The 19,753-nt window shown below is 38.7% G+C and carries 23 protein-coding genes and 1 pseudogene; 12 read left to right on the top strand and 12 right to left on the bottom strand.

Going from position 1 to position 19,753, the window contains the following annotated elements:
* Window positions 1-53 precede the first annotated feature (53 nt).
* From H6G48_RS21480 to H6G48_RS21495, 4 genes are all read right to left on the bottom strand, one after another.
* On the bottom strand, window positions 54-833 hold the full coding sequence (locus H6G48_RS21480) for an ABC transporter ATP-binding protein (protein ID WP_159297613.1): 780 nt from the start codon (window positions 831-833) through the stop codon (window positions 54-56).
* A 27-nt stretch (window positions 834-860) separates the two neighbouring features.
* The gene (locus H6G48_RS21485) at window positions 861-1,493 is read right to left on the bottom strand and encodes a 2OG-Fe(II) oxygenase (RefSeq protein ID WP_190723130.1); all 633 of its coding nucleotides are present in this window, start codon (window positions 1,491-1,493) and stop codon (window positions 861-863) included.
* Between the two features lie 96 nt (window positions 1,494-1,589).
* Entirely contained in the window at window positions 1,590-2,366 is a 777-nt protein-coding gene (locus H6G48_RS21490) for a DUF3226 domain-containing protein (protein ID WP_190723131.1), read from the bottom strand.
* A gap of 2 nt (window positions 2,367-2,368) precedes the next feature.
* Complete coding sequence (locus tag H6G48_RS21495; protein WP_190723132.1) at window positions 2,369-3,487, bottom strand: AAA family ATPase; 1,119 nt, start codon at window positions 3,485-3,487, stop codon at window positions 2,369-2,371.
* 224 nt (window positions 3,488-3,711) lie between these two features.
* On the opposite strand from H6G48_RS21495, the pseudogene H6G48_RS21500 reads away from it, so the two are divergent.
* A pseudogene (locus H6G48_RS21500) lies at window positions 3,712-3,951 on the top strand (phenylalanine--tRNA ligase beta subunit-related protein); the annotation flags it as partial.
* A gap of 69 nt (window positions 3,952-4,020) precedes the next feature.
* Here the strand turns inward: H6G48_RS21500 and H6G48_RS21505 are convergent.
* Window positions 4,021-4,959, bottom strand: a complete 939-nt coding sequence (locus tag H6G48_RS21505; protein ID WP_190723133.1) for a DNA-methyltransferase — start codon at window positions 4,957-4,959, stop codon at window positions 4,021-4,023.
* Entirely contained in the window at window positions 4,956-5,522 is a 567-nt protein-coding gene (locus H6G48_RS21510; protein WP_190723134.1) for a restriction endonuclease, read from the bottom strand. The genes H6G48_RS21505 and H6G48_RS21510 overlap by 4 nt, the downstream gene beginning before the upstream one ends.
* 225 nt (window positions 5,523-5,747) lie before the next feature.
* Between H6G48_RS21510 and pheT the strand changes: the two genes are divergently transcribed.
* The 3 genes from pheT to H6G48_RS21525 all read left to right on the top strand — a co-directional run bounded on the left by pheT (window position 5,748) and on the right by H6G48_RS21525 (window position 9,205).
* A complete protein-coding gene (gene pheT, locus H6G48_RS21515) occupies window positions 5,748-8,183 on the top strand; it encodes a phenylalanine--tRNA ligase subunit beta (protein ID WP_190723135.1) in 2,436 nt (811 codons plus the stop codon).
* Window positions 8,184-8,517: 334 nt separating this feature from the next.
* Window positions 8,518-8,859 carry a type II toxin-antitoxin system RelE/ParE family toxin gene (locus H6G48_RS21520; RefSeq protein WP_002763716.1) on the top strand — a complete coding sequence of 114 codons (342 nt, stop codon included), beginning with the start codon at window positions 8,518-8,520 and terminating at the stop codon, window positions 8,857-8,859.
* 4 nt (window positions 8,860-8,863) lie between these two features.
* Window positions 8,864-9,205 carry a helix-turn-helix domain-containing protein gene (locus H6G48_RS21525; RefSeq protein ID WP_190723136.1) on the top strand — a complete coding sequence of 114 codons (342 nt, stop codon included), beginning with the start codon at window positions 8,864-8,866 and terminating at the stop codon, window positions 9,203-9,205.
* Window positions 9,206-9,216: 11 nt separating this feature from the next.
* On the opposite strand, the gene H6G48_RS26560 is transcribed toward H6G48_RS21525, so the two are convergent.
* The 3 genes from H6G48_RS26560 to H6G48_RS21540 form a co-directional block, all read right to left on the bottom strand.
* The gene (locus H6G48_RS26560; protein WP_242034724.1) at window positions 9,217-9,522 is read right to left on the bottom strand and encodes a type II toxin-antitoxin system VapC family toxin; all 306 of its coding nucleotides are present in this window, start codon (window positions 9,520-9,522) and stop codon (window positions 9,217-9,219) included.
* 141 nt (window positions 9,523-9,663) lie between these two features.
* On the bottom strand, window positions 9,664-10,617 hold the full coding sequence (locus H6G48_RS21535; protein ID WP_242034725.1) for a glycosyltransferase family 2 protein: 954 nt from the start codon (window positions 10,615-10,617) through the stop codon (window positions 9,664-9,666).
* Window positions 10,618-10,640: 23 nt separating this feature from the next.
* Window positions 10,641-11,924, bottom strand: a complete 1,284-nt coding sequence (locus H6G48_RS21540) for an O-antigen ligase family protein (protein ID WP_190723138.1) — start codon at window positions 11,922-11,924, stop codon at window positions 10,641-10,643.
* Window positions 11,925-12,741: 817 nt separating this feature from the next.
* On the opposite strand from H6G48_RS21540, the gene H6G48_RS21545 reads away from it, so the two are divergent.
* Window positions 12,742-12,981: a UPF0175 family protein gene (locus H6G48_RS21545; RefSeq protein WP_190723139.1), complete on the top strand. Its 240-nt coding sequence runs from the start codon at window positions 12,742-12,744 to the stop codon at window positions 12,979-12,981.
* A gap of 5 nt (window positions 12,982-12,986) precedes the next feature.
* Window positions 12,987-13,469, top strand: a complete 483-nt coding sequence (locus H6G48_RS21550; protein ID WP_242034726.1) for a PIN domain-containing protein — start codon at window positions 12,987-12,989, stop codon at window positions 13,467-13,469.
* A 219-nt stretch (window positions 13,470-13,688) separates the two neighbouring features.
* Here H6G48_RS21550 and H6G48_RS21555 read toward each other — a convergent pair whose 3' ends face one another.
* Both H6G48_RS21555 and H6G48_RS21560 read right to left on the bottom strand, forming a co-directional pair.
* Window positions 13,689-14,174 (bottom strand): PIN domain-containing protein, encoded by a 486-nt coding sequence (locus H6G48_RS21555; RefSeq protein ID WP_190723141.1) that lies wholly within the window; start codon window positions 14,172-14,174, stop codon window positions 13,689-13,691.
* A gap of 15 nt (window positions 14,175-14,189) precedes the next feature.
* On the bottom strand, window positions 14,190-14,492 hold the full coding sequence (locus H6G48_RS21560) for a DUF433 domain-containing protein (protein ID WP_106909767.1): 303 nt from the start codon (window positions 14,490-14,492) through the stop codon (window positions 14,190-14,192).
* Window positions 14,493-14,726: 234 nt separating this feature from the next.
* Between H6G48_RS21560 and H6G48_RS21565 the strand changes: the two genes are divergently transcribed.
* The 6 genes from H6G48_RS21565 to H6G48_RS21590 all read left to right on the top strand — a co-directional run bounded on the left by H6G48_RS21565 (window position 14,727) and on the right by H6G48_RS21590 (window position 16,902).
* Entirely contained in the window at window positions 14,727-14,975 is a 249-nt protein-coding gene (locus tag H6G48_RS21565; RefSeq protein ID WP_190723142.1) for a DUF433 domain-containing protein, read from the top strand.
* Entirely contained in the window at window positions 14,959-15,279 is a 321-nt protein-coding gene (locus H6G48_RS21570; RefSeq protein ID WP_190723143.1) for a DUF5615 family PIN-like protein, read from the top strand. Before H6G48_RS21565 ends, H6G48_RS21570 begins: the two co-directional genes overlap by 17 nt.
* Window positions 15,280-15,494: 215 nt before the next feature.
* Window positions 15,495-15,758, top strand: coding sequence for a type II toxin-antitoxin system HicB family antitoxin (locus tag H6G48_RS21575; RefSeq protein ID WP_147072162.1), 264 nt, complete (start codon window positions 15,495-15,497; stop codon window positions 15,756-15,758).
* Window positions 15,751-15,990 carry a type II toxin-antitoxin system HicA family toxin gene (locus H6G48_RS21580; protein WP_002735907.1) on the top strand — a complete coding sequence of 80 codons (240 nt, stop codon included), beginning with the start codon at window positions 15,751-15,753 and terminating at the stop codon, window positions 15,988-15,990. The genes H6G48_RS21575 and H6G48_RS21580 overlap by 8 nt, the downstream gene beginning before the upstream one ends.
* 396 nt (window positions 15,991-16,386) lie before the next feature.
* Complete coding sequence (locus H6G48_RS21585; RefSeq protein ID WP_002757302.1) at window positions 16,387-16,647, top strand: hypothetical protein; 261 nt, start codon at window positions 16,387-16,389, stop codon at window positions 16,645-16,647.
* A 3-nt stretch (window positions 16,648-16,650) separates the two neighbouring features.
* The gene (locus H6G48_RS21590; protein ID WP_002757304.1) at window positions 16,651-16,902 is read left to right on the top strand and encodes a PIN domain-containing protein; all 252 of its coding nucleotides are present in this window, start codon (window positions 16,651-16,653) and stop codon (window positions 16,900-16,902) included.
* Window positions 16,903-17,284: 382 nt separating this feature from the next.
* On the opposite strand, the gene H6G48_RS21595 is transcribed toward H6G48_RS21590, so the two are convergent.
* Window positions 17,285-19,705: a phosphoketolase family protein gene (locus H6G48_RS21595; protein ID WP_190723144.1), complete on the bottom strand. Its 2,421-nt coding sequence runs from the start codon at window positions 19,703-19,705 to the stop codon at window positions 17,285-17,287.
* Between the last annotated feature and the right edge of the window lie 48 nt (window positions 19,706-19,753).

Raw genomic sequence — 19,753 nt, forward strand, 5'->3', positions numbered from 1 at the left:
AAACAGTATCTTACAGGAGAAATCGGGGGATTTCAGTGATCAGTGATCACTGATCACTGAATTGGTCCGTCGATACTGCCGGTAAAAAATTGCTTGAGTACGGGGATTTCCGAGTGATAAGCCTCTTGAGTCGGTCCAACCCATTGAAATTGACCTTTATAGAGAAAAACGATGCGATCGGTGGTATTTTCGATGGTGCTGTGGACGTGGGTGACAATCAGATGGGCCCCACAGGCTTTTTTTAGCTTGAGAAGTTCCATAATTACCGTCTGGATGCGGGTAGAAGCGACGGGATCCAGTCCAGCAGTGGGTTCATCGTAAAGGAGAATATTCGATCGATCGGCGGCGATCGAGGGATCGCTGATAATTGCCCGGGCTAAACTGACGCGTTTTCGCATCCCTCCGGATATTTCAGAGGGATAGAGGTCGTAGGAACCGGACATTCCCACTAAATCCAGTTTTTCTTCCACTAAATCGCGGATTTCGGCTCGTTTTAGCTTTGAGTGGCGATAGAGAGCAAAACCGACATTTTCCCCGACGGTGAGGGAGTCAAAAAGGGCCGATTGTTGGAAAACTAGACCAACACCGAGGGGATCTTCCCCCTGTTCTACGGTTCTCTGGCGTTTTGTGCCGTATATGTACACTTCTCCTCGATCGGGGGCCAGTAATCCGGCGACTAAGCGCAAAATCGTCGATTTTCCCGTACCCGATGGACCGATCACGCCGATCGCTTCCCCTTCGTACACTTTCAGATCGACGTTATTTAAGATTACTTTCTTGCCGAAAGCTTTAGTTACTCCCCTTAATTCGACGATCGGTTCGCGCATCACCATCTAGAATATCTTTACAAAAATGTCCTTTTATTGTAGGGCAACGACCCGATCTTTCTTTTTTTTCTTTTCTGGTTTTATGGTTCGCGATTCTATCTGCATTTCGGGAATCTCTCGCAATTCTTCGGCATCTAAACGATATTGTTCGCAGACAAGACTCAGACGAATACCAGAACAGCTAACGGGATTAACTGAATGGGTGAGATCTCCTTGAAAGAGGATCAGGGTGTTAGCACAAGGACGAATCTGGGCCACGGAACGATGACGGTTTGCTAGTACCAGTTCCCCCCCTTGAATATCCCTAGGAACCTGCACATAAAGGACGCTAACTAGGAGCGGGGGAGCGATCGTTTTACAATAGGAGCGCAGGGAGCGATCGATATGGGGATCTACCCGTGAACCGGTTTGTAGGAGTAAGGGGTTAAGATAAAAAGCGTTGCATTCAGCTTGTAAACTGCGATCGAGATAGGGTTTAAAATAGGGAAAAATTCGTTCGACTTCGCTGATTTGTGTGCGTCGAAAAGCGATAGAAAAGCCTTTGGTTTTAACGAAATCTCGATTTAAATTGTTAACTGTGAAGTGGGGACAAGCGAGAATCTGTCCTTGTAGTTCGCTCAGATAACTGGGAGTAAAAGCGTCGGGATATTGGGAATAGTAAGGCACGGATAGAATCGCAACGGGATGGCAATCTTTAGGATAGCTTGTTTTTAGGGGAGATGGGGATAATTTCGATAGCAGCTATTCAATTAGCTTTTTTTCTCAAAGTCCGATAATCTGCTCAAGGAAATTTTTAATAAGCTTGATGCTCTCTAATTCTAGGGTTTGCTTATCTAGCCAGCGATTATCTTGTAGGGAAACTTGTAGGGCTTTACCCGGTCTTAATATACTACTAATACTGGATATAATTGCTTTCTTTTCACCTGCTGGTTTTTTAAAATCTTCTAGATCATTTTTAGTTAACTGATTCCTGTCAATACTTTCTATGTAGGTTTGAGAAAGATTGAGTAAATCAGGATAATTTATCTTAGCACATTCGAGGAGAATATCTTCTAAAGTTCCTTGCTCACGATTGTTAGGAGCGATGAAAATACCACAGCGAGGCGAATGATTGTTAACTTGACCAATTTGAGAAGGTGGTAGCAAATTTGGTAAGTCAATATCCGATAACTTAGTAATTAGTTTATTGAACCTTTCTTGAGGTGTTTCCCTGTAATCAGCATCGGCAAAAATCCCCACACTAAAAAGCTGTGAAGGTTGAATAAACTTGAGACTTTCTTCGATGGTTTGCGCTATGCGTGTATCGCCAATAGCACTATGTAAAGCGATTGATAATTGCTCATTTTGAACAAAAGATGGTACTGGTACTCTTTTGGTTAAATCATCATCTAGTGGATAAGTTTTCGGGATAAGTGTTTCCCAAAATTTATCCAATGAAGATAAATGAATAACTCGCTTTAAGCCATAAAATTTAAGTAAACCAATTAAGAATTCGACATCCTGCGGACCTTCGACAACAATATAGCAGTATCTCACCATCTTTACCTCACATCTAACCCGCGTTCCCAACGCAATCTATGCAATAAATCGCCCGAAAATCTTTGAGGTTTTTCCCTTGGAGAATTTAACCGAAAAGCTACCACGTTTTCTATGGACTTTTCTGACTGTAGCATGGCATCAACTGCTTCTAAACTATGGGTAGTTACAAAAAGTTGAATTCTTCTTTGATTACAGGTGTTAATTAACCAAGAAAATACACGACTTAATGCAGAAATATGAATAGATGTCTCGATTTCATCAATCAGAAGTACCCCATCGGTAATTGTCAACAAACTAAGCACCATAACTAAGGTTCTTTTAAATCCGTCACCAAACACATAGAGAGGAGCAAAACCAAGCTGTTTATGTTCTATATAAAGAGTTGGTCTATTGTTGGGTGAAAGTATTTGTAGGTCGGTGATTTCCTCGTCAAATAACCGAATTAAATTTAGGATATCATCTTTGTTATTTTCTTCCTTTAGGATGATTTTGGATAGTCTATCTAGAATTGGTTCTGAGGACAAATAAGCAGGAAATATGGTGGCATTTTCCACCAGTATTTTTTGTCGTTTCCTTTGAATAAAACGCTCTTTTTCCCAAAACTGAAATACTTGTTCATTATCTACACTAAGGAAACTGCCTTGCTCTAAAATATGGGCGGTAACACTTAATTCTAACCCATTGATAACCAGATCGGTTTCCGAATTGGTGGAATCATCAATGAACTTTTCTGGGTTGCCTTTTTCGTTGCTCGCACCGTAAATATCGGTGAGATTAGCTGCTAGATTTTTAATCGGTGAATTTCCAGTACACTTGATCGAAATTTGTCCTTGATAGTATGGGTTACTAGCAAGATTATTCTGACGAAAGAAAACCCATTTAATTGCTTCCAAATCCGGTCGCATTAAAGATGTTCTGCCTAGATATAATCGACGTTGGGCCACTTCTAGCCACTGAAAGGGATCGAGGGGATTACAAACAATTGAAACAGCTTCGAGAATGCTAGTTTTGCCAGAATTATTATTACCGACAAAAATGTTCACCTGTCCTAGAGAAGACAGTTCTATTTGTTCAAAACCACGATAACCACTGATTCGTAAACTTTCAAAAAGCCGAGTCATTTTTACTGGCTCCTACAATATTGCCGATAACAACTGAAATAGCTAGGATCAAAGATAAAATTTGCAATTTTTACGATAAAACCTTTGTATTATAACTCATTTGTGGCTCTTTTTTTTAGTAGCAATCATTTTCCGGCCAACCTGGTCGTGGTGACTACCCACGGTTTACAATAGTTAAGAACCAACGGCAAGCAAGAATTAACGATGGGGATTTCGATCAACTGGGGGGAGGATTAAGCCTACCAAAAGTGAAATTACGGGAATTTTCCCCTAAAAAAGATTTATCTCTGGAAATATCAGAAAATAAAGCTTGTCCTGCTTATATTGGTACGGTGATCGAGGGGGTAAAAATTCGCCCATCTCCGCTATGGTTGCAACAGCGTTTACAGGCTGCCAGATTGCGATCGCTCAATAATCTGGTCGATATTACTAATTATGTCCTCAGCTTGACTAACTATCCTTAATTCTCCGAGGGATTTATTGTCGAGCCGATTTTCTACCGTAGCGGTTGTTATTGTTAACTTTTTGATTGACTAATCAAATACCTCAAATTCCTGGCCGATCTTGCCAAAATATTCCCCCAAACGTTGTTGAATGATATTAATATACTGATCTTCAATTTCAATACCAATAGTCTGATAACCTAATTCTAGAGCGGCAATTAAAGTTGTACCCGTTCCAGCAAAAGGATCTAGAACTATATGACTGTTATCCTGTGGTAGAAATAACTCGAGCAGTTTTCTAATCAATGATAAAGGTTTAATCGTACAATGCTCATCAAAATTTTCATCCCGTCCTTTAGAAAAGCCCTCTAAAATATTGGATTGAAAAGAGCCGTCACTTAGTATAGCTTTGAAGGGACCTAATCCAGTCATTTGTATAGTTTCAATATAATTGTTTTTTAGAGGCTTCTGCACAATAACTATAGCTTCCCATTCATTTCTCAGGCAAGTATGCCAACCTTGCCATTGTTTGGCATTAGTATCACCAATTTTGTCAAGTTTTTTCTCAATATTTAATCCTTTGGGAATGCCTGAATGTCGTCTATAAACCAGCACATCTCTAGCATAAAAACCGGCATTTTCAAGAGCAATCTGAATATGAGCTAGTGTTCTTGTGCTACTAAAAACAGCGACAACAGCCCCCCTTTTACAAACACGCATTAGTTCCTTTGACCAATCTGTTGCCCATTCAATATAATTGACCACATTTTCGCGATTGCGTTGATACCAACGCTCATTGCGAACCCCACCAGCTAACCCACTTCCATAGGGAATATTTTTTACCAGTGTGGAACTGTTTTGAATGCGTTCTCTGCGTCTTTGGATTTCATCATGATCCCAATTTCTGCCAATGAACTCATAATTATAGGGTGGATCTGTGATCACACAAGATATACTAGATTCTTCTAGTAAAGTGAGAAGTTGGCTACAATCACCGTGCAGAAGTTGCCATCTTTTTGAGATATTCATCGGGCAATATAAAACTCCTGTGTTTCAGAAAATTTATCAAAAGCTTTCAGCAAATCGAACCCACTGCGATCAAGTATATAATCAAAACTTTGTTGGCTCTGCAAAACGATCCAGCCACCCAGATGACAAGCTTTAATCGCTGCTGGTAAGTTATCCTCTCGCACAATCAGTAAAATAGGTCTAAGTCCTCTTTCCTGTAATAGTTTTCCATACTGTTTAAACTTTTTAAGTGTGCCAGAATCTCCCGAACCAATTCTATATTTAGTATCAATGGCATCTCTACCTAAAATGCAGTCACAAGGTTGATCATCTGCAATCTTTAAAGCCGGTTGATAATCTAAACAATTAGCCTTAAAAACTTCTGTCACCAGACGTTGCCAACACATTCCTAGTTCCCTGCCCCAATACTGACGATTTTCCCTTTTTAAACTAGGAGTAATTCCAAATACCCTCATAAGCGGATCATAATCATCATTTTCTTCTCCATAGATTTTGTCACTAAAAGAACTTTGGTATTGTCTCAAAATTCCCTTGAGGAGGTTTTCTATTTGATCGGGTGGCATCAATAATCCTTTTTGATATAGATAGCTAACTACTGATTATCTCCCCAAATTATCGGTAATCTGTTCCAAGATAATATCACCCTTGGCCAAGGAAAATGAGCGGTTATTTACACAGTCCTTCCATCTTGCCCCTAATATTCTAACAGCCGATCGGCCCTAATCTCTAAATCATTGACTACCCACGGTTTACAATAGTTAAGAACCAACGGCAAGCAAGAATTAACGATGCGGATTTCGATCAACTGGTTACGAGAATTAGTCAAAGTCGCCCAATCTCCCCAAGAATTAGCCGAATTATTGACAATTGCGGGAATAGAAGTGGAAGAGATCGAGGATCGCCGAGAATGGGCAAAGGGTGTGGTTATTGGTAAAATTATCGATCGCCAACCCCATCCCAATGCAGATAAACTAAGTGTCTGTCAGGTGGATATCGGTCAGGAAAACCCTAGTACAATTGTCTGTGGTGCGCCCAATGCTAGGGCTGATATTCTAGTTCCCGTGGCTACTTTGGGAACTCATTTAGCCAAAATCAATTTAACGATTAAACCGGCTAAATTGCGCGGGGTAAAATCGGAAGGGATGATCTGTTCCCTCGCGGAATTAGGATTAACTAAAGATTCTGAAGGAATCCACATTTTTAGCCAGGAAAATCTCCCTTTAGGTACAGATGTTCGTCCCCTTTTAGGACTCGATGAGGTGATTTTAGATATTTCTCCCACCGCTAACCGTGCCGATGCTTTGAGTATGATCGGAGTCGCGCGAGAAGTAGCGGCTTTGACAGGAGGAGAATTAAGCCTACCAAAAGTCAAATTACAGGAATTTTCCCCTAAAAAAGATTTAACGCTGGAAATATCAGAAAATAAAGCTTGTCCTGCTTATATTGGTACGGTGATCGAGGGGGTAAAAATTGGCCCATCTCCGCTATGGTTGCAACAGCGTTTACAGGCTGCCGGATTGCGATCGATCAATAATGTGGTCGATATTACTAATTATGTACTTTTGGAGTGGGGACAACCCTTACACGCTTTCGATCGCGATCGTTTACAAAGTTTTGCCGGAGGTAAATCCGTTACTATTGGGGTCCGTTTTGCCGAGGAAGGGGAAAAAATTATTAGCCTTGATGGTCAGGAAAGAAGCTTAAAAGAGCTTAATTTATTAATTACTGCCAATAATAAGCCGGTAGCTTTAGCGGGAGTGATGGGAGGTCAAGATACGGAAGTTAACGAGGAAACCGTTAATCTTGTGCTAGAGTCGGCTTTATTCGATCCGATCGCTATCCGTCGTTCCTCGAAAGCGCAGGGTTTACGCAGCGAATCTTCCGGACGCTATGAACGCGGTGTTAATCCCGCCGCTTTGGAATATGCTTGTCAAAGGGCGATCGATTTGATTCTAGAGTTAGCTGGGGGAACTGTCAGCAGTCAGGTTAAAGCTGATTATCGCGCCGATCAGTCCAGTCGTTCGATCGAATTGCGTTTAGAACGTTTGCAGCAGCTACTGGGTCAAGTTACCCTAGATAATGGTGCGATCGGTGAAATTCTCGCCGAAGATGTGGAACGGATTTTAGGCAATTTAGGCTGTGAATTGCAGTTAACCTCGAAAAATCCTGTTCTGTGGACTGTAACAGTGCCAGACTACCGTTATCGGGATTTAGAACGAGAAATTGACTTAATTGAAGAAGTGGCGCGACTGTACGGATATGATCGCTTTGTCGATACTTTGCCGGCAAAAACCGCAGCCGGAGGATTATCCTTTGAGGAAACTATACAGCGTCGGCTGCGGGAAGCTTTTCGAGCAGTCGGTTTGACGGAATTAGTCCAGTATTCCCTCGTTAAACCGGAATTAGCGGAAGTTGTCCTCGCTAATCCCCTTTTTGTCGAGTATTCTGCTTTGCGGACTAATCTCCTCGACGGTTTAATCGAAGCGTTTGAGTATAATCAGTCTCAGGGTAACGGGGCCTTAAATGGCTTCGAGATCGGGCGAGTTTTCCGCTTAGAATCGGATAATATCAAGGAATACGATGCAATTGCCGGTATTTTTGGCGGTGATTTCTTCCCTGCTGGACGTTGGCTGCGATCGGGTAAAGAGGTGGCCATGACTTGGTACGAAGCAAAAGGGATTTTAGAAGCAGTATTCGATCGCCTTTCGCTGACAGTAAGCTACGAAAAATATGCCGAAGATGCGCGTTTTCATCCCGGACGAACAGCATCTTTAGGGATTGGTAAACAACCCTTAGGAATTTTTGGTCAACTACACCCGCAATTGCGTCAGCAAAAGGGATTAATTGAGGCAGTTTATGCCTTTGAAATCCAGTTCCCGATCCTGTTAGCAACTCTTAGCGATAGTGCCAAAATTACCCCACGTTTACAGGTCTATTCTACCTATCCGGGGGCGGCACGAGATATCGCCTTCTTTGTTTCCACAGATATACCCGTAGATAGATTGACAAAAACTATCAAAAATGCTGGGGGTAATCTCTTAGAAAAAGTCGAATTATTCGATCGCTATCAGGGGCAGAATGTACCAGAAAATCATTGTAGTTTGGCCTTTAGTTTAGTCTATCGTGCCAGCGATCGAACTTTAACCGATGAAGATGTGGAACCCTTAATGACAAAAGTGCGAGAAGCTTTAGTTAAACAGTTCCAAGTTTCTTTAAGAAGTTAAATTCAGCGCTCAGTTAACAGTTATCAGACATCGGCCTTATAATTAGGTAGACGTTAAAAATTATCAGATGCCCCCCTTATTAAGGGGGGACTAAGGGGGGATCGAACCTAAAATCCATTGTTAATTTAATTATAACCAGCCATTTATTATCTCAAGAATAATCTCACACGTCGCTATCAATATCGCTGATTGCATCCAATCGTTACCAATCAGTTTGAGAGTTGCTCAAAGTAGGTTAGCTGTTCATATTTCGTCGCTCCGCCACCTTTGAATTGTTAGATAGTAGTGAGGCGATTGCCATATTTTAGTACATCAGATATGATATAAATACATCATGGCTGATCAAAGCAAACCTTTAGCTTGGCTGCATGGTGAGATCAAGACCCCACCTTTCAGTTTAGAAGCACGGATCGAAGCAGGTGTCTTACTCAGGCAACTACAGGAAGGCGAACCTCTTGGTTTGCCACATTCGCGTCCTATGCCAAGTGTAGGCTATCATTGTCATGAGCTACGCATTAGAGACATCGATAAAAATTGGAGGATTATTTATCGAATTGATGAAGATGCAATCTTGATTATTGAGGTGTTTAATAAGACAACAAGAGCAACACCCAAAAGTGTAATTGAGGTTTGTAAGAAACGCTTGAGTAAATACGATACTGATCAGCAGGAATAAGAGGATGGAAGAGACTAAAAAAGGGCTTTTGGCATCAAAAGGCTGGAAAATCGGAACCGTTTCCGACTTTTTAGAGTTAACGCCCGAAGAGATTATCCTTGTTGAAATCAAACTAGCTCTTAGCAAAAGTTTGAAAAGTCAGCGGCAGAAGATAATGACTCAAAGTGAACTGGCCAATAAAATCGGCTCTAGTCAACCTCGGATTGCCAAAGCTGAAAATGGCGATCCGTCAGTTTCACTGGAATTGCTTATCCCATCGCTGTTGGCAACAGGTGCCACTCCTCAAGACATCGGACAAATCATTGCCAGTGTCAAAGGCGTTGCTGAATCAAGACCTGAATGCTAATTTTGTGCATTCTATCCACTAATGTTAGTTATTGTCGTTGATGCGATAAATCCCTGAATTTCCCCAGCATCAATACGCTCAAATAATCTTGCTGCGTTTTCCACAAATAGCTCTCGTTCTTGTAGAAAATCAAGAATGACATTGGTATCAATCAGAACTCGCATTACGGAATACTTCTCGATCAGATAGGTTAAATAATCGGTTGGGGCGTTAGTTTCCCCTGTAGCTGCCGAAATCTCAGAAACACCTCGCAAGCGCAACAGATTTCCCCGCTTGGATTTGAGGTTTGCTTCCCGTTGTTTAGAATGTATGAACAAGGTGAAATCACCCTAGAGGGATTAGCAAGAAAAGCTCCTCTCATTGCCCGTGCTATTGAAAAGCAACAGGAAATCTCTTAAATCCTAGACAAACAAAAAAACATTAGTATTTCGGCATCTAGTCGGGTATTGGCTGTACCATTATTTAATATCAATTTGCTGTAATTCTGGTAAAAGTTCTTTAAATAAAAGCCTAAATCTTTTTATACATATTATTTTAAACATCAATTTTAAAGCATCCCAATTAATTGCATCATAGCGGATCAATTCTAGGACAATTTTTATGTTTAATTTTTTGATATAAATCAAAAGCCAATGCAGGCAAATATAACCTTCTATAACTGACAATTCTGGTAACTTTTTCCGATGTTTAGGATGTACCATATCATAAATTTTTTGTTTGATTAAAATATTTTTTTTGTATCGCTCTTTTATTGATATATTGCTATTGCAACATCCCGACCATACTCTTTTAAAACATAGACACTTACCGACAAATACAGCATCGCCGTACTTGGCAATTTCTATCCATGAGTTAATATCATCATAATTACCGTCAAAGTCTTTATCCCAGCCTCCCGATCGCAAAAATGCTTTTTTTTGAAAAGCAACTTGAACAGGTGTTCCCAAAGGACAGATATCCAAAAGCATACCGTAGTGTATGTCTTCTTGCCGAATACAAAGAGCTAAATTATTAAATTGAACTTGATGTTTATCATCGATAATGTTGCCTATTATATCAATTTTTTTTGCCTGACAAGAGCAAATAACAGCATCAGGAAAATAAACGAGATATCTGCTGATAGTTTCGATACATTCAGGCGTAATATAATCATCATCATCAATCAGCTTAATCCATTCTCCTTTGGCAATTTTGACTCCAATATTAACACTTTCTGAATGTCCTAAATTTATCGAGTTGCGATGATATATAACTCGCTCACCTAATTGCTTGATATATTCTTCAGTTTGATCAGAAGAAGCATCATCTACAACAATAATTTCGCAATTTATAGTTTGATTGAGTGCCGATTCTAATGACCATTTTAAAAATGGTAAGCGATTATATGTTGTGATAACAATACTGAATTTCATGAGCATTTACAAGAATATTTAGTTTAGGTAAAATATTTTCTTTTTTTATTATTTGTTAAGCCATGAATCGCTGACAAAATCGACCAAGATATAAGATTGACTCTTTCATCAAAAATAGTAACATCAAAGACATGAAATAATATAGAAGCAAAAAAAGCTGTTAAATAAGTAAATATAATCAATTTTTCTTCTGAGTTATCCAGATTTATTTTGGTTAAAAGTATAATCCCTTTTGCCAATATCCAGCCAACTAAAAAATAGAAAAAAACTGTCCAGGGAATCCCCACTTCAGACAGAAGCATCAGTGTTAAGTTGTGTGAATGTCCTATTACTATCTGAGATTGAGGCTGATAGAGATGTTTAAAACTTCCTAAACCCCATCCTTTCCAAGGTGACTTAAGGGCTAAATGCCAGGAGAATTTCCACAGAGTTATTCGGAGAGTTTCTACATCTCGATTAGGATAAAATTGATCGTTTATTCGAGCCCAAATAAACATTGGAACAATTAATCTAAACCAATCTCTTACTGGAGGATTGCCAAAAGCAGCGATAATAATCGCCCCGCTCACGATTGCTACTGTTAGCAAAATCCATCGCCAGCCTAAATAAATAGCAAAAGCAAGACAAGTTACTAATGTAGTCATCCAACCATTACGAGAATGAGTTAAAATTAGAGCAATAAATGTTAGGGAATTGATCACCAAAAGCAGACTAAGATAAAAAAATTTTTTATCAGTATTCGATTTTCTTAACTCTAGAATTATTAAGCCCAGTCCCAACACCCAAATAATAGTTAGAAAACTTGCTAGAAAATTAGCATGATAAAATAAAGATGACATCCTACCAGAAGGATTGCCCATTGCTCTTAAATACCATCCAGGGATCAATATATTTTGTATTTCTCCTTGTAACCCCCACCAAATTTGTCCAAAGCCTAACACGGTTATAGGAACTGAACCAAAGTATATTATCCTTGCTAATTGTTCTAATGTACTCACTGAGTAAAGTAGTTGGCTGAGTCCAGCAAAAATAATGAAGTAAGGGAAAAAATTTATCAATCCAGAGATGGCAGAAACCCGATCAAAGGCAAAAAGGCTGGTCATTATTAATGAGCCACCTAAGATAGCAAATCCCCAATTAATATATTGAGAAATAATGACTCTATATTTTAATCTAAAAATTATTATAATCGCTGTACAAATAACTAACATTCCCCATAAGGGGTTGATAGGCAACAGCAAAAAACTAATTTGAGTTAAATACCAAGGAATGTTTAGCTTCGGATCTGGATGTTTTATTAAAAACATAATGTGTCATCTATTATTTAAATAACTTGCATTGACTCAATATTTCAATATGCTATCCTTAGAGTACATCAACTCATCATAGTGTTACCATGGTGTTAAGCTTTTCGACATTTAAGTTGATCGAGTAATCGATGTCAGCCAAAGGCTTCAAGCATCGACAATCTAAATTTAAATGCGTCTGAGCTTACTGCTGGAATATACACCGTTCGCCGTCCCCAAAACCTCCCCAACTATTTAACCCGCAGTGCGGGTTAAGCTTAAAAACTATCAAACCATCAATTAATGGTTTCCATCATCCTAAGACCGTTTTTTTCTACCGTCAATAGGATATAAAGTATGCTTATTTTTTTTTTTTTTTTTTTCATCAGGTTTATTCATGAATCAGAGAAAATCAAATTAAATTCGGTGCGGTTAAACCTTGATTTCTCCTACCAGCCACCTGATTAACTTGACTCAGAGTCAAGAAAACGGGTTTCTTTAAGAAACCCGTTTTCTCGATCCTATAGTCACATATTTCTTAACATAAAATTTGACAAAAAGAGAAAAGTATTAATTCCAGCAATTCTTTATAATTCTCTAGATGACTGGGAAAACCCGAACCCTAGAGTGATAGAGAAAAGAATTGAGGAATTCAAAAGGCGAACTCGGAGTTAATTGATGAAGTGCGATCGCTTTTCTGATCGGGTGCATTAACAGAGTATAATGCACCTTATTTGTTGTCTATAATTTAAAAGATTGAGATAAGGGCAGTTTGTTGGGTTGATTTTGCGTTAAAATTAAGTTAGATATGTCTTAATTGATGAAACTTAGCAAGACAATGAATACTTCGATTACTTTTCAAGAAATTGCCGCCGAAATACAATTATTTGATAGTATTGAACAAAAAGAACAATTTATTTTTGTGGTGGGTGCTTTAGTTTCTCGCATCATCAGTCTTCATAAAGCCGCAGAAATCATGGAAATGGATACAGAAATGTTCTTGAAAATTTTAGAATTAATGGGAATCGATTTTTCTTATCTTACTACAGAAGACATAGATAGAGAAAAAAAATGGTAATATCTATGAAAATTGTTTTCAATTCTTCCCCTTTAATCTTTTTGTCTCAGTTAGAATTTTTAGAAAAATTCCTAGATTCTAATGATAATTTTTATTTGCCTGCAACCGTACAACAAAAAATTAATGCCAAACAAGATCAATCTTCAGAGACTCTTAATAAGCTGATCAATCAACAGAAATTAATTATCCTAAATATTAAATTAATCTCTCTAGCAAATAGTTTAAATGAACGTTTAGGGAAAGGTGAATCTGATGCCATTACTTTAGGAATAGAATTACAAACTGATTATATCATCCTTGATGACTTTGCAGCAAGAAAAGAAGCACTACACTTAGGCTTAAATGTTAAAGGAACTTTAGCGATTATTCGTAAACTTCTCAAAGAAGGAAAGATAGAAATTGAAAATTTGGAGAGTTTTTATCAAAGACTTAGAGAAATTAACTTTAGAGTCAAGCGTGAGATATTTGAGAGCATTTTTGGAGACTGAGTGTGATACTGAAGGCACTGCGTAGCAGCACGCTTATTTTTTCGGGTGCATTAACAAAGTATAATGCGCCTTATTTATTGTCTATTGATGGATTCCCACCATAACTTTAAATCACTTTCATTAATCTTTTTTTGAAGATATTCAATCTGATCTGAATAGCTGAGATTTTTCATGTCTTCAGCCATTTTTTCTTGACTGGTTTGTTTAAAAGCTAAACAGTCAAAACTTTTTTAAATTGTCGTTGGCTTCATCAATTGTTACCTCTAAAGGAGAAATAATAGTCAAAATCCCGTAGCCATTGAGTAAATTAATTTGATTATAGCCTTTCATTTTATCTAGGCGCACAATATGTTTAAAATTCCATGATATGATTGCATCCGCTCTAGCTATTGTAGCAGCCGCTACATGAGTAGCATCATTAATAGACTTTGATGTAACAACTCCTTCATTGATATAAGCATCCCTTAACTGTAAAACTTCAGGTGTTATCTTAACTATTTCAATAACTCTCTGCGGAATCGATAATAAAATATCTTTAACCGCTTGGGAGGCATTAATTAATTCGCTAACAATGATATCACTCATTAACAAAATAAACTTTTCTTGCTTAATGGCTTCCATCAATTGATTGGACTCTAAGGAAAATTCATCATCTAAACAGAATCCAATGACTGATGTATCGATATAAACTCTAAGTTTTTTCATAACGATTTTAGCTCGTCAATTTAATATTTTCTCAATTAAAGATGGTTTGTTGCCTTGTAGTTGTTTAGCAAAAGTTTCTCCTGCTTCAAGTTGTCGTCTAATTTCTTCTCGATTGTCATGGTAATAGACCAAGGCTGCATAAACATCTGCTAGGGTGATAGTAGGATGATGATAAATAATTTCATCTGGTGACATTCCCATTCTTTCATGCCAAATTACAATATCTTGAACTTTAATTCGATGTCCAGCAATACGAGGTTTTCCGCCACAGATACCAGGAGTGATTTCAATATGTTGTGAGATAACTAAAGATGACATAATTACTTGGCAATAATATTAATAAATTGTTATTATCATACCATTTTTTCCCCAGTAAGGCCACATCAGTGCGATCGCCGCTCTTTTAGAGTGGATTAAGGTAGTGTAATGCAGCTTATTGATAATAGAATTTTTGAAACCTAAAAGTCGAGGGCTTTGGTTTTAAGATTTATCAAGCTTAAAGTACAATTAACATTAAGCTATAATAATCATTAGTCAACAACAATTATTACTATGTCTTTTGCAGCTAAATATCGAGATCGGATTGTGATTAACCCAGACATTCGCAGTGGCAAACCTTGCATTGTCAATACTCGTATTGCAGTAGCAGATATTTTTGATTATCTAGGAGGAGGGATGACTATTGAAGAAATATTAGATGATTTCCCCGATCTTACCTTAGAAGATATACAAGCCAGTTTTGCATTTGCCGCCGAGCGGGATCGTCGTTTAATGGTTATTCCCTATGAAACTGCTATTTGACGAAAACTTATCACCTAAACTACCTCTGTTACTGGTATCACATTTTCCCGATAGCGCTCATGTTAGAGATTGTAGCCTAAAAGGGTTTCCCGATCAAAGGATTTGGGAATATGCGCCTATCAATGGATTGATAATTGTCTTGAAAGATTCTGATTTTTATCAACGAAGTTTGTTGTATGGCCAACCTCCAAAGTTCATCGGGCTGAGGATTGGAAATTGTACCACTCATCATCTAATCAGTCTTATTTTAAAACATAAACAAGCTATTAAGAGATTTAGCGAAATTCTACCGAGTCCGTTTTAGTAATTGCATAATCATATATTATCCTAAGCGATCGCTTTTCTGAGCGGGTGCATTAACAAAGTATAATGCACTTTATTTATTGTCTATTGATGAAATGACCCAAAGACGTTAATTGAAAAGATTGAGTTCAGGGGAGTTTGTTTGGTTGGTTTTGTGTTAAAATTAAGCTGGAGTAAATTCTAATCCCCGATTAAAATTTCAACGGAACAATCACCATGAACTTTTATACCGTTATTCTGAGAAAAAGTGCAGATTATTGGGTTTCATTATGTCTTGAAAATGGATTAGTTGGACAAGGAGAAACTCAGGAAAAAGCTATGGAGAAACTAAAAGAAGCAATTGAATCTTTTGGGGATATTTATCGTGATCAAGCCAATATCTATACCAGTCCTATTCCTATAGACGAACTTCATGAGTTTTTAACTGTGGGAGATTCTGAAACTCCCGAAACTTACGAACTCAGAAAAGTTTATGCCTAAAAATATTCCTTCTCTTAAACCCAAAGCACTAATCAAAATTCTTGAAAAAGGAGGCTGTCAATTTTATCGAGAAGGAAAAGGTGATCCTCGTTTATATTGTAGAGTATTGTATAATCAACGTCGAATCGTTCCTATTGATATAGGTGCAAAAGAAATGTCCCCTGCTTATGTTTTACGAATTTTTAGACAATTTGGTTTTACAGATGAAGAAATAGAACATTTATTAAAATAGATGATTGAATGCGTTTTTTCAAACGAAGAAATTATCTATTCTAGTACGCTTTATCTTAATTTTATTTCCAAAAGCTAAAATAAAGTGATAGCTACTTTTTTAAGGTACATTAACACAAGAGTAAAACCCTCGATTGCTTGTTATAAATTGATTTAATGATTAATTTTCACCCAGTCATCGTCGATAAATTAGCCTGCCTTAAAAACAGGTAAAGTGACTATCACCATTTTGCCTAATTTTTTCACTCTGGTAATGAACTTTTGATTATGAAATGATCCAAAGACGTTAATTTAAAAGATTGAGTTCAGGGGAGTTTGTTGGGTTGGTCTTGTGTTAAAATTGGGTTAGGGCTAGTCTGAATCATTTATCCTGTATCATTTAACGGCGGAGAAAACTATGGTAAAAACCTTTAAAGCAATTTTGAAAAATAATACCCTTCAATGGCTTGATGAAACCCCTGAAATCAACTCCGAATATCCTGTTAATGTTTATATTACCTTACTAGAAGAAAATATTATTGGTGAAAATCGATCTAACGGTCAAAAAATGGCCAATGCTTTGAAAAAAATTGCTAATAATAATACTTTTACTGATGTTGATACCCAACAGTGGCAACAACAAAATCGGTGCGATCGCTCTCTTCCTGATCGGGATTAAATCATGTTATTAGATAGTAATATTATTATCTATGCCGCTCAATTGGAAAATGAGTTTCTCCGGGAGTTTATTGCAGAAAATTCTCCTTATGTATCTGCTTTATCCTATCTGGAAGTTTTAGGCTACCATCGGTTAACTCATCAGGATAAAGTCTATTTTGAAGAATTTTTTAATGCTTCTCAAATTTTACCCATCTCTCAACCTGTAATTAACCAAGCAGTAACTTTAAAACAAATCAGAAAGATGTCCTTATGAGATGCCATTATTGCGGGAACAGCTTTCGTTTATAATTTAACAATTGTAACTCGCAATATTGATGATTTTAATTGGCTTAGTAAATTAAATCTAATTAGGGTTTGCTGAATAAGTACGGGCGAAGCATTCGGATAGAAAATCTACCTTTTCACCGATAGGTTATTGTCCGAATGCTTCGCCCCTACAGGACGCGGGCCGATGAAGACGCAAGGTTTTGAACGAAGATTCTCTCAAAATCTTGCACCTGATTGACCAATTGTCAATAGCTTTTGAGATACTCTCACCCTGTAGAAAATCAAGAATATTTTTTAGGTGGAATAGGAAGATGAAATTTATCGGTAAACTAATAAATTATCATCACCTAAACCACTTTCTAGCCTAATTAATAGGGCCATTTCCAGTTAGTAATCTCGTCCTTATCGATGCCATTGGTAAAAGCATAATCGAGATTATCGATAATAGCATTTTTCATCCGTTCTTTCACATGACCAGCAGCAGAACCTAATTTTGGCACGCGATCAATGACATCAATTACTAAATGAAAACGATCAACTTGGTTACGAATCGCTAATTCTAGGGGAGTATTAATATTCCCTTCTTCTTTGTAACCGCGCACATGAATACGTTCCTGATTACTGCGACGGTAGGTCAGTTTATGAATCAGCCAAGGATAACCGTGAAAATTAAAGATAATTGGCTTATCAGGGGTAAATAAACTATCAAAATCCCGTTCTGATAAACCGTGGGGGTGTTCACTTTCCGACTGTAATTTAAACAGATCAACCACGTTGATAAAGCGAACTTTTAAGTAAGGGAATTCTTCCCGCAGAATTGCCGTTGCTGCCAGGGATTCCTTAGTGATAATATCCCCACAGCAAGCCATAATTACATCCGGTTCATCGGGATTGATTCCGTCATCATCGTTACTTGCCCAATCCCAAATACCGATACCTTTGGTGCAGTGTTTAATTGCTTCTTCAATGGTCAAGTATTGCAGGTGTTTCTGTTTATCAGCAACGATAATATTAGTGTAATCCTTGCTCTTGAGACAGTGATTAGCCACACTTAATAAACAGTTACCATCGGGGGGAAGATAAACCCGCACCACGTCGGCACTTTTATTGGTTACTAAATCGATAAAACCGGGGTCTTGGTGACTAAAACCATTGTGATCCTGCCGCCAAACCACCGAGGATAACAACAGATTCCAAGAGGAAACAGAAGCGCGCCAAGGTACATGATTTTTGCAGATATCGAGCCATTTAGCGTGTTGGTTGAACATGGAATCGATAACGTGAGCAAAAGCCTCGTAGGAGTGAAATAAACCGTGACGACCGGATAATAAATAACCCTCTAACCAACCGACTAAAGTATGTTCACTCAGCATCTCCATCACCCGACCATCGGGAGATAATTGGCTACCATCTAAATCCTCCGGATAGGTATCGGCTAACCAAGCTTTTTTAGTCACTTCATAGAGAGCCGCTAAACGATTAGAAGCAGTTTCATCGGGACCAAAAACGCGAAAATTAGTCATATTATTTCGCATTACATCCCGCAAAAATACCCCCATCACTCCCGTGTTTTCCGCTTCCACCTGGCCCGGGTGGGTGACATCTACGGCATACTGACGAAAATCGGGCATTTTTAGGTCTTTCCGCAGCAATCCGCCGTTAGCGTGCGGATTAGCACTCATGCGACGATGACCCCTAGGAGCGAGTTCTTTAAATTCTGGCTTAAATTTACCCGTGGTATAGTCAAATAATTCCTCCGGGTTATAGCTTTTCATCCACTCCTCTAATTTTCTCAAGTGTTCGGGGTTTTCCTGCATGGCACCCATGGGGACTTGGTGAGCGCGCCAGAATCCTTCTACTTTATGACCATCAACCTTTTTCGGACCTGTCCAACCCTTGGGAGACCGGAGGATAATCATCGGCCAGGGGTAACGTTTAGCAACTCCCGTGCTGCGAGCTTCCTGTTGATAGGAGCGAATCTGATTGATACAGTGTTCTAGGGTAGCGGCCATTTTTTGATGGCAGTGCATGAGGTCTTCATCTTCCTTACATTCGACGATGTAGGGAGTGTAACCGTAACCGACAAAGAGACTTTCTAACTCGTGCGTCGAAATACGGGAGAGAATGGTGGGATTAGCGATTTTATAACCGTTTAAGTTTAAAATTGGCAGTACCGCACCATCGCGAATCGGGTTAAGGAATTTATTCGAGTGCCATGCGGTAGCAAGGGGACCGGTTTCAGCTTCCCCATCACCCACCACCACGGCCGTAATTAGGTCGGGATTGTCAAAAACAGAACCGTAGGCATGGGAAACACTATAACCTAGTTCGCCGCCCTCATGGATAGAACCGGGGGTTTCGGGGGTGACATGACTACCGATGTGACCGGGAAAAGAAAATTGTTTAAAGAATTTTTGTAATCCTTCCTCGTCTTCACTTTTATCGGGGTATATTTCCGAATAGGTTCCTTCTAGATAAACTGGACCTAGTACCCCCGGCGCCCCATGGCCAGGACCGGCCATAAAAATCATATCGAGGTCGTATTTTTTGATTAAACGGTTGAGGTGAACGTAGGTAAAACTTAAGGCCGGACTTGCTCCCCAGTGACCGAGCAAACGATACTTAACGTGTTCGGGTTTAAGATGTTCTTTGAGCAGGGGATTATCGCGCAGATAAATCATACCTACAGCTAAATAGTTACAAGCGCGCCAATAGGCATGGGTTTTGTAGAGTTCGTCTTGAGAAAGGGGATTTTGCTCTGTTAAGGGTCTTTCTGGTGCGGATACCATGAATATTTCTCCGATATCTATGAACGATGAGATTAAGAGAGTTGATAG

This window comes from Microcystis flos-aquae FACHB-1344, from assembly GCF_014698375.1.
GTDB classification, from domain to species: Bacteria; Cyanobacteriota; Cyanobacteriia; order Cyanobacteriales; family Microcystaceae; genus Microcystis; species Microcystis aeruginosa.

Coding starts and splice junctions, on each gene's coding strand:
- H6G48_RS21535 (WP_242034725.1), bottom strand. CDS start 10,617: ATGAAATTCAGTATTGTTATCACAACATATAATCGCTTACCATTTTTA.
- H6G48_RS21520 (WP_002763716.1), top strand. CDS start 8,518: ATGGCTGATCAAAGCAAACCTTTAGCTTGGCTGCATGGTGAGATCAAG.
- H6G48_RS21565 (WP_190723142.1), top strand. CDS start 14,727: ATGTCTTTTGCAGCTAAATATCGAGATCGGATTGTGATTAACCCAGAC.
- H6G48_RS21590 (WP_002757304.1), top strand. CDS start 16,651: ATGTTATTAGATAGTAATATTATTATCTATGCCGCTCAATTGGAAAAT.
- H6G48_RS21580 (WP_002735907.1), top strand. CDS start 15,751: ATGCCTAAAAATATTCCTTCTCTTAAACCCAAAGCACTAATCAAAATT.
- H6G48_RS21545 (WP_190723139.1), top strand. CDS start 12,742: ATGAATACTTCGATTACTTTTCAAGAAATTGCCGCCGAAATACAATTA.
- H6G48_RS21495 (WP_190723132.1), bottom strand. CDS start 3,487: ATGACTCGGCTTTTTGAAAGTTTACGAATCAGTGGTTATCGTGGTTTT.
- H6G48_RS21570 (WP_190723143.1), top strand. CDS start 14,959: ATGAAACTGCTATTTGACGAAAACTTATCACCTAAACTACCTCTGTTA.
- H6G48_RS21490 (WP_190723131.1), bottom strand. CDS start 2,366: ATGGTGAGATACTGCTATATTGTTGTCGAAGGTCCGCAGGATGTCGAA.
- H6G48_RS21505 (WP_190723133.1), bottom strand. CDS start 4,959: ATGAATATCTCAAAAAGATGGCAACTTCTGCACGGTGATTGTAGCCAA.
- H6G48_RS21510 (WP_190723134.1), bottom strand. CDS start 5,522: ATGCCACCCGATCAAATAGAAAACCTCCTCAAGGGAATTTTGAGACAA.
- pheT (WP_190723135.1), top strand. CDS start 5,748: ATGCGGATTTCGATCAACTGGTTACGAGAATTAGTCAAAGTCGCCCAA.
- H6G48_RS21575 (WP_147072162.1), top strand. CDS start 15,495: ATGAACTTTTATACCGTTATTCTGAGAAAAAGTGCAGATTATTGGGTT.
- H6G48_RS21540 (WP_190723138.1), bottom strand. CDS start 11,924: ATGTTTTTAATAAAACATCCAGATCCGAAGCTAAACATTCCTTGGTAT.
- H6G48_RS21480 (WP_159297613.1), bottom strand. CDS start 833: ATGGTGATGCGCGAACCGATCGTCGAATTAAGGGGAGTAACTAAAGCT.
- H6G48_RS21555 (WP_190723141.1), bottom strand. CDS start 14,174: ATGAAAAAACTTAGAGTTTATATCGATACATCAGTCATTGGATTCTGT.
- H6G48_RS21550 (WP_242034726.1), top strand. CDS start 12,987: ATGAAAATTGTTTTCAATTCTTCCCCTTTAATCTTTTTGTCTCAGTTA.
- H6G48_RS21525 (WP_190723136.1), top strand. CDS start 8,864: ATGGAAGAGACTAAAAAAGGGCTTTTGGCATCAAAAGGCTGGAAAATC.
- H6G48_RS21595 (WP_190723144.1), bottom strand. CDS start 19,705: ATGGTATCCGCACCAGAAAGACCCTTAACAGAGCAAAATCCCCTTTCT.
- H6G48_RS21560 (WP_106909767.1), bottom strand. CDS start 14,492: ATGTCATCTTTAGTTATCTCACAACATATTGAAATCACTCCTGGTATC.
- H6G48_RS21585 (WP_002757302.1), top strand. CDS start 16,387: ATGGTAAAAACCTTTAAAGCAATTTTGAAAAATAATACCCTTCAATGG.